Source organism: Rhodococcus (subgen. Prescottella) equi (assembly GCF_003013675.1).
In the GTDB taxonomy this organism is placed as follows: domain Bacteria; phylum Actinomycetota; class Actinomycetes; order Mycobacteriales; family Mycobacteriaceae; genus Prescottella; species Prescottella equi.
The window spans coordinates 987,649-1,002,266 of the sequence record NZ_CP027793.1; the positions used below are offsets into that span (position 1 = coordinate 987,649).

The following is a 14,618-nucleotide window of genomic DNA, read 5'->3' on the forward strand; positions in this document are numbered from 1 at the left end:
CCGAGTGGAGTGGCGCCCCTTCGTGTCTGGTGTCGAACGACCTACTTCGCGACCGTCACGTCGACGGCGTAGACGCCGGCGCTGTCCGGGGTGATCGTCACGTCGCCGTTGCCGGTGCTCGACAGGGCGCGGACCTTCCAGGTGCCGGGTGCGGCGAAGAAGCGGAAGTCGCCGGTCGCGGACGCGACGACCTCGGCGGTGAACTCGTCGGTGCCGTCGAGCAGGCGGACGAACGCGCCACCCACCGGCTGGCCGTCAGCGGCCAGCACGCGGCCGGTGATGACGGTTTCCTTCTCGACGTTCACGCCCGCGGGCAGGGTCTGGGTCTGAACAGGTGCTCCGCACATTTTCCTTATGCTCCCAACTCGATCGGTGCGCCGACCAGCGAGCCGTACTCGACCCAGCTGCCGTCGTAGTTCTTCACGTTCTGCTTACCGAGGATCTCCTGCAGCACGAACCAGGTGTGGCTCGAGCGCTCGCCGATACGGCAGTAGGCGATGGTGTCCTTGGTCTCGTCGAATCCCTTGTCCGCGTACAGCTTCTCGAGGTCGGCGTCCGACTTGAAGGTGCCGTCCTCGTTGGCGGTGGTGCTCCACGGGATGTTGATGGCGCCGGGGACGTGGCCACGCTGCTGAGCCTGTTCCTGCGGCAGGTGCGCCGGCGCGAGGATCTTGCCCGAGTACTCGTCGGGGGAGCGGACGTCCACCAGGTTCGCGGAACCGATCGCGGCGATCACGTCGTCGCGGAAGGCGCGGATCGAGGTGTCGGGCGCTGCGGCCTTGTACTCGGTGGCCGGGCGGGTGACGGTCTCCTTCGACAGCGGACGGCCGTCGAGCTCCCACTTCTTGCGGCCGCCGTCGATCAGCTTGACGTCCTGGTGGCCGTACAGCTTGAAGTACCAGTACGCGTAGGCCGCGAACCAGTTGTTGTTGCCGCCGTAGAGGACCACGGTGTCGTCGTTCGCGACGCCCTTGGCGGACAGCAGTGCGGAGAACTGCTCCTGGTTCAGGAAGTCGCGGCGGACGCCGTCCTGCAGGTCCTTGCGCCAGTCGAGCTTGATCGCGCCCTCGATGTGGCTGGCGTCGTATGCGGCGGTGTCCTCGTCGACCTCGATGAAGACGGTCTTGGGAGCATCGAGGTTCTGCTCTGCCCAGTCTGCCGAGACCAGGACGTCGGAGCGAGCCATGAAGTGTCCTTTCGATGATGGAGCGCGGGTGTGAATGCGTGGAGCGAGGCGGGCGGGACCGGTGCGAGCACGGTCCCGCACGGGGGAGACGGGGTCGGTGGTCAGGCTGCGCTGGGTGTGCCGCCGCGCAGACGCGCGACCAGCGGATAGATCTGGCAGCCGAGGCAGATGCCGAAGGCGGCGTTGAGCAGGGCGGCGAACAGGGCGAACCCGGTCGCGATGCCGCCGACGATGCCCGCGCCGAGCAGGAAGGCAACCGCGCCGACGGCGGCGAAGGTCAGCCCGACGCCCTGCGCGAACCGCAGTGGGGCGACGGGCTCGCGCTCGACCGTCGGGCTCAGCCGCGGCGCGACGAACGCGGCGAAGAGTTGGCCGTACGGGCTGCGGCGCGGTCCGGCGACAGCGCCGATCGCGAACACCACGGCCTGCGCGGTGAGCAGCAGGCCGGCGGCGAGAGTGGAGACGGTCGAGAGCAACAGCACGAGGACGAGGACGCCGGTCGTGACCCACGCGGCGAAGCGCGGACCGCGGACGTCGACCTGCTGGGCCGGGTGCGTGGACGTGGGAGTTGCCATTGTGGGGTGCTCCTGCGGACTACCGATTGTTGACGTGCCGACGTGGAGATGCGGCAGGGACCGGACTCGGGGGGATTCACCGATCACGGACGGGGGTCGCAGCGAGAGACGCTGGGCGAAGAGAAGAAGACAGCCGTCTGCGTGATCAGCAGCAGGGACAGCAACAACCACCGAGGCGGCACAGATCGACTGCGCGGCGACGGGTGAGCATCAGCTCATGGTTGGCGTACACGTGGTGCAGCGTACCCGGTTTTTCAGGAATTGGGGCGCCCGGTTTCGAGCAGGGGTGCGAGTGCGGTCTCGAGGTCCGGTGCGGACGGCACACCCGAGATGCGGAACCGCTCGGTGAGCGCGCCGTCGAGGATGAACGTCGTGGGCAGCGACAGGACGCCGAGAGTTTTTGCCAGAGCGGGATGTTCGTCGATGTCGACCTCCGCCTCGGTGGCGGCCGGAGTGCCGTCGGGGTCCGCCTCGAATCGGGCGAGGACCTGTCCGACCACGCGGCGGACCGCAGCACACGGGCCGCACCAGTCGGCCGAGAAGTGCAGCACGATCGGGCCTCCGGTCGCGGTGACACCGGCGGCCGCGAGCTGCGTCGCCCGCTCGTCGTCGACGGCTGCGGTGGCGGCCGGGGCCGTGGCGCGCACCTTGCCGGCGCGGGACTGCAGTATCAGCCCGACGGCCACGGTCGCGGCGATCGCCACGACGAGGATGATCAGCGCGGTCACAGCTGCGCCTGCAGTTCGTCGAGGTTGATGACGAGGTTCTCGCCGGTGCCCTCGACGACGATCTGCGAACCCTGCGCGTACACCTCGGTGGGCATGATGCCGAACGGCAGCGACTGCGGGTCGATCGTCTTGGTGAAGCGGTCGAGCACCTGCTGGCGCAACGGGGCCGGCACCGTGAACTCGGCCTCGCCCTCGGGGCCGAAGTTGAAGTCGGTGGCCACGATCATCAGCTGCTCGCCCCGCAGGACCAGGTCGGCCTGCACACTCACCGTGGTCTGCAGCGGCCCGACCGGAACCGTGCCGGTGAGGACGATGCCGCCGTCGTCGGTGGTCGAACCCGATCCGCCGGAACCACCGGTGCCGTCGGACTTGCTCGCCGGCGGAGCGGAAACCTGCAGGTCCGGGATGCCGAGGAACTTGCCGAGGTCGGTGGCGTCGATCTTCATCCGGCCGTCGAGGTAATCCACCGGGACGGTCTGCACCGAGCCGTCGAGCAGCGCGGACGCCGGGACGACCACTCCCTTGAGGGACGCCTCGATCGTGACCTCTCCGATCATGTCGGCCTCGACCTGCTGCGCCCGGATCTCGACGTTGTCGTACTTTCCGTTCCACGCCTGGGTGAGGAAGGGGAAGCCGTGGATGGTCACCTCGGGGTCCGCGTTGAGCGAGCCGCCCTCCCGCAGCGCGCGCGAAACCCGGAACTCGGAGTAGGCGGCAGCGCCGAAATCGACGACGACGGCGAGTCCGACGAGGCACACCAGGCCGATGATGAGTTTGCGCACCTCACCATTCTTACCGAGTCCGTCGGGCACCGGTGCGACGGTCCTGCCTGACCTCGCGCTAATCTGTCCCCGAAACATGAACGTCGGTCCACTCGGTGTCGGCCCCTGCGTCGGCACTCGCGACGCAGAGAGGGAGGTTGAGTGGAGCTGCTGCTTCTGACCTCCGACCCCAATCCCGATACGGTGCTGCCCTCGTTGGCATTGCTGTCCCATTCCGTGCGCCCCGCTCCGACAGAGGTTTCGTCGCTGCTCGAGGCCGGCGCCGCGGATGTGGCACTCGTCGACGCCCGTAGCGACCTGGCCGCAGCCCGCGGCCTGTGCCGACTACTCGGCAGCACAGGATCGGCGATTCCGGTCGTGGCCGTACTCACCGAGGGCGGCCTTGTCGCGGTGAACTCCGACTGGGGGCTCGACGACATCCTGTTGCCGTCGACCGGGCCCGCGGAACTCGACGCGCGACTGCGGTTGCTGGTCGGCCGCAACGGCGGGGTGGCCAGTCCCGAGGCCACCGGCAAGATCACGCTCGGAGAGCTCGTGATCGACGAGGGGACGTACACCGCGCGACTGCGGGGACGTCCCCTCGATTTGACTTACAAGGAGTTCGAGCTCCTGAAGTACCTCGCACAGCACGCCGGCCGGGTCTTCACCCGCGCCCAGTTGCTGCAGGAGGTGTGGGGTTACGACTTCTTCGGTGGGACTCGAACCGTCGACGTCCACGTGCGACGACTACGCGCCAAGCTCGGCTCCGAGTACGAGTCGCTGATCGGCACCGTCCGCAACGTCGGTTACAAGGCGGTCCGCCCGGCGCGGAACGCCGGCCGGGGCGGACCCGTCGGCGATACGGGCGAGGCGGAGGACACCGACGACACGGATCTCACCCCTACCAACGGATCGGCGTACTAGATGACCGTGCAGCAGCTCGACTGGATCGATTCACCGCCGGTCGAGGCGGTTCGGGCGATGATTGCCCGTGCCACCGTGGCCGACGGCACCGCGCCGATCTCGGAGCAGGCGGTGCATGCGCTGGCGGCCGACGGTCCGTCCCGACACCTGGTCTGCACGGTGGAAAACCGTCCAGTGGGCTACGCGCACCTCGAGCCCGGCCACGGGGACCATCCCGCCATGGCGGAGGTCGTGGTCGACCCGGCCGAGCGCGGGGCCGGTGTCGGTGGCCGACTGGTGGCCGCGGTGCTCGAGGCGGGCGGACCCGGCACCCGGGTGTGGGCGCACGGCAACCTGCCTGCCGCGGTCGCGGTCGCGCGGCGGCTCGGTCTCACCGGCGCCCGGGAACTGCTGCAGCTGCGTCGCTCGCTCGCAACCCCGGACCTGCCCGACGTCGTGGTGCCGGACGGCGTCACGCTGCGGACCTACCGTGGACCCGAGGACGACGCGGAGTTGCTGCGCGTCAACGCGGCCGCCTTCGCGTGGCACCCCGAGCAGGGGACGTGGACGCAGCGCGAGATCGACGAGCGTCGCGCCGAGCCGTGGTTCGATCCCGCGGGGCTGTTCCTGGCCTTCCCGTCGGAAGGGGACCCGAATCGTCTCCTGGGCTTCCACTGGACCAAGGTGCACGCGCCCGAGAACGGCGACCCCGCGCTGGGGGAGGTGTACGTGGTCGGCATCGACCCCGACGCGCAGGGCCGGGGCCTGGGCCGAGTGCTCACGCTCGCCGGCCTGCACCATCTGCGTGACCGTGGGCTGGGCACCGTGCTGCTGTACGTCGAGGGTGACAACACCGCCGCGCTGCACACGTACGAGCGCCTCGGATTCGAGCGGTTCCACGTGGACGTCGCTTACGCCGCACAGCCCTGACCTGGCCGTTCGGACGGTGTGACCCACGTCTCGGTCGAATTCTCGCGGGTGTTCATCTTCCGTTCACCGAACCGGGTCCCGTTGGCTACCGGGCGCCCCTACCTTTCTGGCCTGGGTGACAGAACGTCGCCCGGTGCGGGCTTGCGTCCCGCACCTACCGTGCCGCCCGACCGTGGGCGTGACGCTAGACCAGCGGAGGACCAGGGTGAATCTCGACCGCAAGGGCGCACTGCTCGGAGTGGTAGCTGTGGGTGCCGTGACGGCGATGTCGCTGACCGCGTGCGGCAGCGACAACAACGCCGCGTCGTCGACCGTCGACACGTCGGCGTCCACGGCCCTGTGCGACGGCAAGGACAAGCTCTCCGGCGCCGGATCGTCTGCGCAGAAGAACGCGATGGACGAGTTCACCTCGACCTACATCGCGGCCTGCCAGCAGAAGGGCAAGAGCGTCAACGTCGCGTACAACCCCAGCGGCTCCGGTGACGGCCGCACGCAGTTCATCGCCAACCAGATCGACTTCGCCGGCTCCGACTCGGCGATCAAGGGTGAGCAGGCCGAGCAGGCCAAGCAGCGTTGCCAGGGCAACGACGCCTGGAATCTGCCGCTCGTGTTCGGTCCGGTCGCGATCGCCTACAACCTCGACGGCGTCGACGGACTCGTCCTGAACGGCGAGACCATCGCCAAGATCTTCAACGGCGGCATCACCAACTGGAACGACCCGGCCATCGCCGCGCTGAACTCCGGCGTGAAGCTCCCCGACGAGAAGATCAGCCCCATCGTGCGCTCGGATTCCTCCGGCACCAGCGACAACTTCCAGCAGTACCTCGAGGCCTCGTCGAAGGGTGCCTGGACGCAGGGTGCCGGTTCCGACTTCAAGGGTGGCGTCGGTGAGGGCGCGAAGGGCTCGGCGGGCGTCGCTCAGGCCGTCGCGTCGGCTCCCGGCTCGATCACGTATGTCGAGAAGTCGTTCGCCGATCAGCAGAAGCTCCCGGCCGCGCAGATCGACACCGGTTCCGGCCCGGTGGAACTGACGCAGGAGACCGCGTCGAAGGCCATCGCGAACGCGTCGTTCAAGGGCTCGGGCACCGGTGACCTCACGCTCGACCTGAAGTCGATCTACGGCACCCAGGAAGCCGGCGCCTACCCGCTGGTTCTCGCCACCTACGAGATCGTCTGCTCCAAGGGCTACGACGAGGCCACGGGCAACGCGGTGAAGTCGTTCCTCACCAGCGCCGCGAACGAGGGACAGCAGACGCTGGCCGACCAGGGTTACGTGCCGCTGCCGGAGTCGTTCCGCGCCAAGATCAACGAGTCGATCTCCGCGATCGCCTGATCGGAACGATCGTCCGACGGACCGCCCATCTATATTCAGACGGAGAATGTGAGCGCAGATGACTGACGCGAGCACAAGGTCGACACCACGCGCCTCCGACCCCGCGGACGGCGGGGCCGGGGTGGGCGGTCCGCACGGTAACCCGGAGGCCCCGATCACTACCCCACAGGCCACGAAGAACAAGACGGTCACCCGTCCCGGCGACCGGATCTTCGGATCACTCGCATCGGGATCGGCGGTCTTCATCACGCTGCTGGTAGCTGCGGTCGGCATCTTCCTGATCTGGCGTGCAGTCCCCGCGTTGCAGCGCAACGAGGTCAACTTCCTCACCAGCCGGGTGTGGGACACCGACAACATCAACGCGATGGCGTTCGGCGTCCTGGACCTGTTGCTGGTCACGGTGATGGTGTCGGTGTTCGCGCTGGTGCTGGCGATGCCGGTGGCGCTCGGTATCGCGATCTTCCTCACCGAGTACGCGCCGAAGAAGCTGTCCCGGCCGCTCGCGTACGTGATCGACCTGCTCGCCGCGGTGCCGTCGATCGTCTACGGCCTGTGGGGGCTGCTGGTGTTCGCTCCGGCCATCGCACCGCTCGCGGTGTGGCTCAACGAGCATCTCGGATGGATTCCCATCTTCGCCGACGGCAGCGGCTCCATCCGCGGTGGCGGCACAATCTTCACGGCCGGCATCGTGCTCGCGGTGATGATCCTGCCGGTGATCACCGCGGTGACCCGCGAGGTGTTCGCCCAGACACCCAAGGCGCACGTCGAGGCCGCGCTCGCGCTCGGCGCCACCCGTTGGGAAGTGGTGCGCACCACGGTCATTCCGTTCGGCAAGTCCGGCTACATCAGCGGCTCGATGCTCGGTCTGGGCCGCGCGCTGGGCGAGACCATGGCGCTGTACATGATCCTGCGCACCACGTCGCAGGCGTTCAGTGGATCGCTCTTCGACAGCGGTTCGACGATCGCATCGAAGATCGCCCTCGGCTACGCCGAGTTCAACAACAACATCCAGGCGGGTGCCTACATCGCCGCCGGCCTGGTCCTGTTCGTGCTCACCTTCGTGGTCAACGCGGCAGCGCGTGCCGCGATCGCCGGAAAGCGGGACTGACCGATGACCAGCGTCCTCGACAAGCCGATCAAGGCGCCCGCCTTCCAAGGTGTCGGATTCCGCCGCCGCTCCACCGATCTCACCGCCACGGTGCTGGTGACCCTGTCCGTCCTCATCGCGCTCGTGCCGCTCGTGTGGGTGCTGTGGACGGTGGTGGTCAAGGGCATCAGTGCCATCATGTCGCAGACGTGGTTCACCCATTCGCTGAGCGGACTGTCGGCCTCGGCCGAGGGCGGCGGCATCTACCACGCCCTCATCGGGACGCTGATGCAGGGACTCGTCTGCGCCGCGCTGTCCGTCCCGCTCGGTTTGTTCGTCGCGGTCTATCTCGTGGAGTACGCGGGTAATTCGCGGCTCGGCAAGCTCACCACGTTCATGGTCGACATCCTCTCCGGTGTCCCGTCGATCGTCGCGGCCCTGTTCATCTACGCGCTGTGGATCGCGACGTTCGGCTTCCCCAAGTCGGCGTTCGCGGTGTCGCTCGCACTGGTGCTGCTGATGGTTCCGGTCGTGGTCCGCAGCACCGAGGAGATGCTGCGGATCGTGCCGGACGACCTGCGTGAGGCGTCGTACGCGCTGGGCGTGCCCAAGTGGAAGACCATCGCCTGCATCGTCGTTCCGACCGCCCTGCCCGGCATCATCACCGGCGTCATGCTGGCCCTGGCCCGCGTCCTCGGTGAGACCGCGCCGCTGCTGATCCTGGTGGGCTACGCGCCGTTCATCAACTTCAACCTGTTCGGTGGAGAGATGGGGACGCTGCCGGGCGTGATGGTCGCGGAGATGAACAACCCCACCGACGCCGGCTCCAACCGGATCTGGGGTGCGGCCCTGACCTTGATCCTCCTCATCGCGGTCCTCAACATCATCGCGAAGGTGATCGGCCACTTCACCACGGTGCGCAACAAGTGAGCACCGAACAAGCGGCGATCGGCGCAATCGCCGCAACCCCAGAACCTCGTAAGCACATACTCGAGCTGACGCTCGCACCAGTAGGGAGCCGATAATGGCCAAGCGTCTGGATCTCAAGGACGTCAACATCTACTACGGCAAGTTCCACGCCGTCGCCGATGTCGGGCTGTCGGTGCCCCCGCGCAGCGTCACCGCGTTCATCGGGCCGTCGGGCTGTGGCAAGTCGACGGTGCTGCGTTCACTCAACCGCATGCACGAGGTCACCCCGGGCGCCCGCGTCGAGGGCTCCGTGCTGCTCGACGGCGAGGACATCTACGGCTCGTCGGTCGACCCGGTCGGCGTCCGCAAGACCATCGGCATGGTGTTCCAGCGGCCCAACCCGTTCCCCACGATGTCGATCCGCGACAACGTGGTCGCCGGGCTCAAGCTGCAGGGCATGCGCGACAAGAAGAAGCTCGACGAGATCGCCGAGCAGTCGCTGCGCGGCGCGAACCTGTGGAACGAGGTCAAGGACCGCCTCGACAAGCCGGGCGGCGGTCTCTCGGGTGGTCAGCAGCAGCGTCTGTGCATCGCTCGCGCGATCGCGGTCTCGCCGGACGTTCTGCTGATGGACGAGCCGTGCTCGGCGCTGGATCCGATCTCGACGCTCGCGATCGAGGATCTCATCACCGAACTGAAGAAGGACTTCACGATCGTCATCGTCACGCACAACATGCAGCAGGCTGCGCGCGTGAGCGACCAGACGGCGTTCTTCAACCTCGAGGCCACCGGCAAGCCGGGCCGGCTCATCGAGATCGACGACACCGAGAAGATCTTCTCCAATCCCACCCAGAAGGCGACCGAGGACTACATCTCGGGCCGTTTCGGCTGATCTACTTCCACGACGAGGCCCGGTGCGTATCGACGCACCGGGCCTCGTCGTGTCCCGCTCGTACGGTCGTTCGCGTCAGGTCGGTTCAGCTCCGATCGGCGTCCGTGTACCGGATCACGCCGCGAATGTTCCTGCCCTCCAGCATGTCCTGGTAGCCGTCGTTGATCTCTTCGAGCCGGTAGGTCTTGGTGATGAGATCGTCGAGGTTCAGCTTGCCGGAGTGGTACATCGACAGCAGTGACGGGATGTCCTTGCGAGGGTTGGCCCCGCCGAAGATCGTGCCGCACAGCTGCTTCTGCAGCATCGACAGCTGGAACAGGCTGAGTCGGGTATCCATGTCGGTGACCGAGGCCAGGCCGATGACGACGCACCTTCCGCCCTTGGCGGTCAGGATCATCGCCGGCTCGATGTCCTCGCCGTGCACCACGCCCATCGCCAGCATCACCTTGTCGGCCATGCGGCCCCAGGTGATCTCCATGACCGGCTCGATGGCTTCCGCCATGGAGGCGAACGTGTGGGTGGCGCCGAAGCGCTTGGCCTGGTCCCGATGGAACTCGACCGGGTCGATCGCGATGATCCGCTCGGCGCCGGCCGCTGCCGCGGCCTGAACCGCATTGATGCCGATGCCGCCGACGCCGGCGACGATCACGGTTTCACCCGGGCGGACGTCCGCGATGTTGACGGCCGATCCCCATCCGGTGGTGACACCGCAGCCGACGAGCGCCGCCGCCTCCAGCGAGATGTACGGCTCGATCTTCACCACCGAGAACTGGTTCACGGTCACGTACGGCGAGAACGTGCCCAGCAGGCACATCGGGATGACGTCCTTCCCTCGCGCCTGCACGCGGTGGGTGCCGTCGGAGATGGCCTGCCCGGTGAGCAGATACATGCCGAGGTCGCAGAGATTCTGGTGGCCGGTGGAACATTGGGCGCACTGGCCGCAGGCGGGGATGAAGGAGAGCACCACGTGATCGCCCTCCGCCAGCCCCTTGACGCCCGGGCCCACCTTGCTGATCACGCCCGCACCCTCGTGCCCGCCGAGCGCGGGGAAGCTCGGCAGCGCGATGTCGCCGGTGACGAGGTGGTGGTCCGAGTGGCACAGGCCCGACGCGGCCAGTTCCACCTGGACCTCGCCCTCGCGGGGATCGCCGAGGTCGATCTCCTCGACCGACCACGGTTCGTCGAGCCCCCACAGAATTGCGCCCTTGGTCTTCATGTTGCGGATTCCCCTCTACGAGACGACGTTGCGATGACGAACTTCGAAGTGAGTGCTGCACATGGATCTGCGGTCGAGTGGTGGACCGACCCCGCTCGGAATGCTCACACAATGGCACTCGCTGGACGGCGTGTCAACGAAATCCGTGACGCCCGCGGCGGTAGACATGTCGGTACCGGAATGTCGTGCACGCGGGTGCGTCAGACGTTTGACCGGCGTCCGTTCGTTCTGTCGATTGCTTTGGCGGGGAGGGGATCTGGCCGGACGGGAAACGGAACTTACGAGCCGTCGGTGCGCAGCCGGACGTCGACGAGCAGGCCGTGATGGTCGGATCCGGCGATGTCGATGCGTTCCAGATCCGTCGCAACGGCACCCTTGGTGATGACGCGGTCGATCCCGGTGACGGCCGGATACCAGCGCGCCGCCGGCATCGTCGGAACCAGCCCGGCGCCCAACTGATCGGCCGCGTCGGCGTAACCGTCGGTGAGCAGCGCGCGGTACTGCGGCTGGGTGTAGCTCGCGTTGAAGTCACCGCTGACGACGACGTTGTCGCGCCCGGCGAACGAGCGCATCTCGTCGTGGATGCCGCGCAGTTCGGCCGCCCACAGTTGCGCCGGGAACAGATACGCGGGTGCGGGGTGAACCGCCAACAGCGTCAGCGGTTCCCGCAGCCCGACGTCGATGTCCGCGGTGAGGTTCACCGAGAAGAAGTCGGGCAGGTTGTGGGTGTTCGACAGCGGGAATCGGCTGTAGACCCCGCCGCCCTGACCGCCCGGACCGTACGACACCACGAATCGGTGGGGCAGTACGTCGTCGAGTCCCGCTCGTTCCAGCGCCTCGATCGACTCGTCGGTCAGCTCCTGCACGGTCAGGATGTCGACGTCCCGGTCGCGGACCGTCCGCACGAGTGCATCCGGATCGGCCTGGCCCACCTTGACGTTTGCCTGCATGACGCGAACGGTGGGGCCGGTGGCAGACGCGGGGGACACGCCGTCTGCTCCGGGGATGAACAGCGGTGCGAGCAGCCAGGTCCCCAGAGCGCACACGGCGAGGCAGGCGGCGGACGCACGCCATCGTCGGCCCACGGTGGCGACGATCGCGCCGAACAACGTCAGCAGCAGCAGGGACGGCGTCCGGCCCGCCAGCAGGACGACGAACCGGTTCTCCACCGGGACGGTCGACGCGAGCAGACCCACCGTCCCGTACGCGGCGCACAACACTCCGACGATGCCGGTCGATCGCTCGAGGTGTGGAGGCAGGCGCACGTGTCGATCATGCCCTGTCCGACGCGAAGCGCCCGCTGGGAAGGAATCCCGACGGGCGCTCGGTGTCCGTTCGCTACAGCTCCGGATAGGTGGTGAGGTCGTCGGACTCGTTGCTGGGCTCGACGGGCATCTTGCCGGTGACGAGGAAGATCACCCGGCGCGCGACCTCGACGGTGTGGTCGGCGAAGCGCTCGTAGAAGCGGCCGAGGAGGGTCACGTCGACGGCGGCGGCGACACCGTGCTTCCATTCACGGTCCATGAGCACGCTGAACAGGTGGCGGTGGAGGTCGTCCATCGCGTCGTCCTCTTCGTGCATCTTCGCGGCACGTTCGGGGTCGCGGGTCTCGAGGACCTCCTTGGCGCCCGCGCCGAGCGCGACGGCGATGCGGCCCATCTCGGCGAAGTACCCGTTGACCTCCTCGGGGAGGACGTGGTTGGGGTGCCGACGGCGGGTGATCTTGGCGACGTGCAGCGCGAGAGCACCCATGCGGTCGATGTCCGAGACGATCTGGATGCCGCTGACCACCGACCGGAGATCCCCGGCGACCGGGGCCTGCAGCGCGAGCAGCGCGAAAGCCCGCTCCTCGGCGATGACGCTCAGCTCGGTGATCTTCTCGTGCTCGCCGATGACCTGCTCAGCGAGCCCGAGGTCCGCCTGCAGGAGTGCCTGGGTTGCCTTCTCCATGGCCGCTCCGGCCAAGCCCGCCATCTCGCCGAGGGTGTCGGCGAGCTCGGTCATCTGTTCGTTGTAAGCGACGCGCATGAGGTCACAGCCTACGGCGTGCCGGAAACCAAGTCACCACGGTCGGGTGAACGGCGGGTGAATGACCGGGACAGTTCCGGGCTCAGGCGCAGGGGTTGTCGGTGGCGTTCGTGACGGCCAGGTCGGCGGGCAGTTCGGCGTCCTCCTCGACGGAGATGCGCGTGGGACCGGAGTCGACGGGCGTGCCGGGTGCGGCCGGTGCGGTGAGCGTGCCGTCGAACTCGGTGCCGAGCACCACCTCGACGATGCTGCCCAGCCCCGACGTCGACTCGAGCACGGCGCCCGGTATCGCCGACGCGAGAGTCGCGGCCTCGGCCTCGAGGCCGGGGGCGAAGCGCACGATCGTCTGGCGGCTGGTCGAGCTGTAGTTGCCGACGCTGTAGATGCCGAAGCCGTAGGCGGCGAGCCGATCGGCCGTGCCGGCGGCCAGGCCGGAGACCCCGGAGCCGTTGGAGACCTGCACCGACAGCTCCTCGGGGGCCGACGCGAGTTCGGTGATGTCCGGTGCGGGCGCCGGCGTGGTCTCCTTCTTGTCGCCGGACGTGCGCTCCTCACCGGGCAGCGGCTGGTCGTCGATGATGGCCTGGAAGATCGCCTTGATGTCGTCGAGTCGCGGGATCTCGTTGCCCCAGTCGTTGGTGCCGGCGGTGGGGACGGTGATGAAGGTGACCGCTCCGGCATCGACGTTGCGCAGTGACTGCCCGAGCGTCAGCAGCGACCGGGTGTCGACGCCCTCGACGAACGTGGCACGGGTGAAGGCGTTGATGAAGCCGTTGAGTTTGCCCGGATCGAACAGCACCTTGCTCGACATCGCCTCGCGCAGCAGCGCCGACAGGAACAGCTGCTGCCGCTTGATCCGGCCGTAGTCGCCGTTGCCCTCGGCCTCCACGTGGCGGGCACGGACGTAGTCGAGGGCCTTGCGACCGTCCAGCGTCTGGTTGCCGGCAACGGGCAGGACGTTGCCGAGTTCGCCGTCGATCAACGGCTGCGGGATGCACACGTTCACGCCGCCGACCGTGTCGACCATGCTCTCGAAGCCCGCGAAGTCCATGCCGACGAAGTGCTTGATCTGTAGTCCGGACATCTTCTGGATGACCTTCACGAGGCACTTCGGTCCGCCGAGCGCGTAGGTCGCGTTGAGCTTGTCGCCGTCCGCGGCCGGGTACGTCTCGTCGGTGTAGGTGCCGGTGTCGTTGTCCCAGGCCTGGCACACCGGACGCTCGACGTCCAGGTCGCGGGGGAACGAGACCGCGACGACGCGGCTGCGGTCGGCCGGCACATGGACCAGCATCACGGTGTCGGAGCGGGCGCCCTCGGCGTCCTCGACGGTGCCGGCGCCGATCGCGCCGGACGCGCCGGCACGGGTGTCGGTACCGACGATCAGGTAGTTCTCGTCGCCCATCTGACCGCCGGGGTCGACGATGTCCGCGGAGTCGGTGTCGAGTGCGGCGATCTGCGAGAAGCGGCCCTCGGCGGAGCGGAGGTAACCCCACACCGTTCCGGTCGCGAGCAACGCCATGACGGCGACGAAGGCGACCATCGACCGCCCGACAACGAGCGCCTTGCGGCGCTTACGGGTCTTGTTCTCGGCGAGGCGGGAGCGGTTGGGGGTGCCGACCGCTTGCGGGGACGCCGTCGTGACGGCCTGCTCGACCCAGTTGGGTTCCTCCGGTTCCGGCGCGTGGCCGGACCAGGAGTCGGCGGGTGGCGCGTCGGTGACGGCGGGAATGATCTCGGTGGCTTCGGCATCGAAGCCGGGAGGGGACTGCGCCTCCGGTTCGGCGATCCCGGGCGCCTCGTCGATCTCGTCGACGTCCTCGGCCTCGTCCGGCCGCGCTCGGCGGCCCCCCGAGGCGACGGGGGCGGTGCGCCCCATCTTCTGCATGAGTTCGGCGACGGACAGCTGCTCGCTGGGGTCGTCGTCCAGGGCCCGGCGACCGGACTCGCCGTCGCGGCGGCGGCGGTGACCGGTCGCTTCGCGATAGTCGGGGTCGGCGATGGGGCGTTCCCAGGGGGCCCGGCCTTCCGGCGCGGCGTGACCGGGATTGTGCTCGTCACCCACCTGTTCGC

The 14,618-nt window shown here is 68.1% G+C and carries 16 protein-coding genes; 6 read left to right on the forward strand and 10 right to left on the reverse strand.

Features of this window, described 5'->3' with window-relative positions; translation table 11 throughout:
- Window positions 1–41: 41 nt before the first annotated feature.
- The 6 genes from C7H75_RS04505 to C7H75_RS04525 all read right to left on the reverse strand — a co-directional run bounded on the left by C7H75_RS04505 (window position 42) and on the right by C7H75_RS04525 (window position 3,271).
- Window positions 42–347: a DUF1416 domain-containing protein gene (locus C7H75_RS04505; protein WP_005515371.1), complete on the reverse strand. Its 306-nt coding sequence runs from the start codon at window positions 345–347 to the stop codon at window positions 42–44.
- Between the two features lie 5 nt (window positions 348–352).
- Complete coding sequence (locus C7H75_RS04510; protein WP_005515369.1) at window positions 353–1,186, reverse strand: sulfurtransferase; 834 nt, start codon at window positions 1,184–1,186, stop codon at window positions 353–355.
- Between the two features lie 101 nt (window positions 1,187–1,287).
- The gene (locus C7H75_RS04515; RefSeq protein ID WP_005515368.1) at window positions 1,288–1,761 is read right to left on the reverse strand and encodes a DUF4395 domain-containing protein; all 474 of its coding nucleotides are present in this window, start codon (window positions 1,759–1,761) and stop codon (window positions 1,288–1,290) included.
- Between the two features lie 145 nt (window positions 1,762–1,906).
- A complete protein-coding gene (locus tag C7H75_RS26435; RefSeq protein WP_369008841.1) occupies window positions 1,907–2,086 on the reverse strand; it encodes a putative leader peptide in 180 nt (59 codons plus the stop codon).
- Window positions 2,016–2,489 (reverse strand): thioredoxin family protein, encoded by a 474-nt coding sequence (locus C7H75_RS04520; RefSeq protein ID WP_081121518.1) that lies wholly within the window; start codon window positions 2,487–2,489, stop codon window positions 2,016–2,018. The genes C7H75_RS26435 and C7H75_RS04520 overlap by 71 nt, the downstream gene beginning before the upstream one ends.
- Window positions 2,486–3,271: an LmeA family phospholipid-binding protein gene (locus tag C7H75_RS04525; protein ID WP_037085655.1), complete on the reverse strand. Its 786-nt coding sequence runs from the start codon at window positions 3,269–3,271 to the stop codon at window positions 2,486–2,488. Before C7H75_RS04525 ends, C7H75_RS04520 begins: the two co-directional genes overlap by 4 nt.
- 141 nt (window positions 3,272–3,412) lie before the next feature.
- On the opposite strand from C7H75_RS04525, the gene C7H75_RS04530 reads away from it, so the two are divergent.
- The 6 genes from C7H75_RS04530 to pstB all read left to right on the forward strand — a co-directional run bounded on the left by C7H75_RS04530 (window position 3,413) and on the right by pstB (window position 9,304).
- On the forward strand, window positions 3,413–4,174 hold the full coding sequence (locus C7H75_RS04530; protein WP_081121517.1) for a winged helix-turn-helix transcriptional regulator: 762 nt from the start codon (window positions 3,413–3,415) through the stop codon (window positions 4,172–4,174).
- Window positions 4,175–5,083 carry a mycothiol synthase gene (gene mshD / locus C7H75_RS04535; RefSeq protein WP_005515364.1) on the forward strand — a complete coding sequence of 303 codons (909 nt, stop codon included), beginning with the start codon at window positions 4,175–4,177 and terminating at the stop codon, window positions 5,081–5,083.
- Window positions 5,084–5,288: 205 nt separating this feature from the next.
- Entirely contained in the window at window positions 5,289–6,416 is a 1,128-nt protein-coding gene (gene pstS, locus C7H75_RS04540) for a phosphate ABC transporter substrate-binding protein PstS (protein WP_022594233.1), read from the forward strand.
- 58 nt (window positions 6,417–6,474) lie between these two features.
- Entirely contained in the window at window positions 6,475–7,524 is a 1,050-nt protein-coding gene (gene pstC / locus C7H75_RS04545; RefSeq protein WP_005515357.1) for a phosphate ABC transporter permease subunit PstC, read from the forward strand.
- 3 nt (window positions 7,525–7,527) lie between these two features.
- Entirely contained in the window at window positions 7,528–8,433 is a 906-nt protein-coding gene (gene pstA, locus C7H75_RS04550) for a phosphate ABC transporter permease PstA (RefSeq protein WP_106850989.1), read from the forward strand.
- A gap of 94 nt (window positions 8,434–8,527) precedes the next feature.
- Window positions 8,528–9,304: a phosphate ABC transporter ATP-binding protein PstB gene (pstB, locus tag C7H75_RS04555; RefSeq protein WP_005515355.1), complete on the forward strand. Its 777-nt coding sequence runs from the start codon at window positions 8,528–8,530 to the stop codon at window positions 9,302–9,304.
- A gap of 85 nt (window positions 9,305–9,389) precedes the next feature.
- On the opposite strand, the gene C7H75_RS04560 is transcribed toward pstB, so the two are convergent.
- From C7H75_RS04560 to C7H75_RS04575, 4 genes are all read right to left on the reverse strand, one after another.
- Window positions 9,390–10,520: an NDMA-dependent alcohol dehydrogenase gene (locus C7H75_RS04560; RefSeq protein WP_005515354.1), complete on the reverse strand. Its 1,131-nt coding sequence runs from the start codon at window positions 10,518–10,520 to the stop codon at window positions 9,390–9,392.
- Between the two features lie 278 nt (window positions 10,521–10,798).
- A complete protein-coding gene (locus tag C7H75_RS04565; RefSeq protein ID WP_106850990.1) occupies window positions 10,799–11,785 on the reverse strand; it encodes an endonuclease/exonuclease/phosphatase family protein in 987 nt (328 codons plus the stop codon).
- 73 nt (window positions 11,786–11,858) lie between these two features.
- Entirely contained in the window at window positions 11,859–12,548 is a 690-nt protein-coding gene (phoU, locus tag C7H75_RS04570; RefSeq protein WP_005515352.1) for a phosphate signaling complex protein PhoU, read from the reverse strand.
- A gap of 82 nt (window positions 12,549–12,630) precedes the next feature.
- A complete protein-coding gene (locus C7H75_RS04575; RefSeq protein ID WP_084922367.1) occupies window positions 12,631–14,610 on the reverse strand; it encodes an LCP family protein in 1,980 nt (659 codons plus the stop codon).
- Window positions 14,611–14,618 lie beyond the last annotated feature (8 nt).

What these genes read in the sequence shown, in the direction of transcription:
- C7H75_RS04505 (WP_005515371.1), bottom strand. Translation starts at nt 347, where the DNA reads ATGTGCGGAGCACCTGTTCAGACCCAGACCCTGCCCGCGGGCGTGAAC.
- C7H75_RS04510 (WP_005515369.1), bottom strand. Translation starts at nt 1,186, where the DNA reads ATGGCTCGCTCCGACGTCCTGGTCTCGGCAGACTGGGCAGAGCAGAAC.
- C7H75_RS04515 (WP_005515368.1), bottom strand. Translation starts at nt 1,761, where the DNA reads ATGGCAACTCCCACGTCCACGCACCCGGCCCAGCAGGTCGACGTCCGC.
- mshD (WP_005515364.1), top strand. Translation starts at nt 4,175, where the DNA reads ATGACCGTGCAGCAGCTCGACTGGATCGATTCACCGCCGGTCGAGGCG.
- pstC (WP_005515357.1), top strand. Translation starts at nt 6,475, where the DNA reads ATGACTGACGCGAGCACAAGGTCGACACCACGCGCCTCCGACCCCGCG.
- pstA (WP_106850989.1), top strand. Translation starts at nt 7,528, where the DNA reads ATGACCAGCGTCCTCGACAAGCCGATCAAGGCGCCCGCCTTCCAAGGT.
- pstB (WP_005515355.1), top strand. Translation starts at nt 8,528, where the DNA reads ATGGCCAAGCGTCTGGATCTCAAGGACGTCAACATCTACTACGGCAAG.
- C7H75_RS04560 (WP_005515354.1), bottom strand. Translation starts at nt 10,520, where the DNA reads ATGAAGACCAAGGGCGCAATTCTGTGGGGGCTCGACGAACCGTGGTCG.
- phoU (WP_005515352.1), bottom strand. Translation starts at nt 12,548, where the DNA reads ATGCGCGTCGCTTACAACGAACAGATGACCGAGCTCGCCGACACCCTC.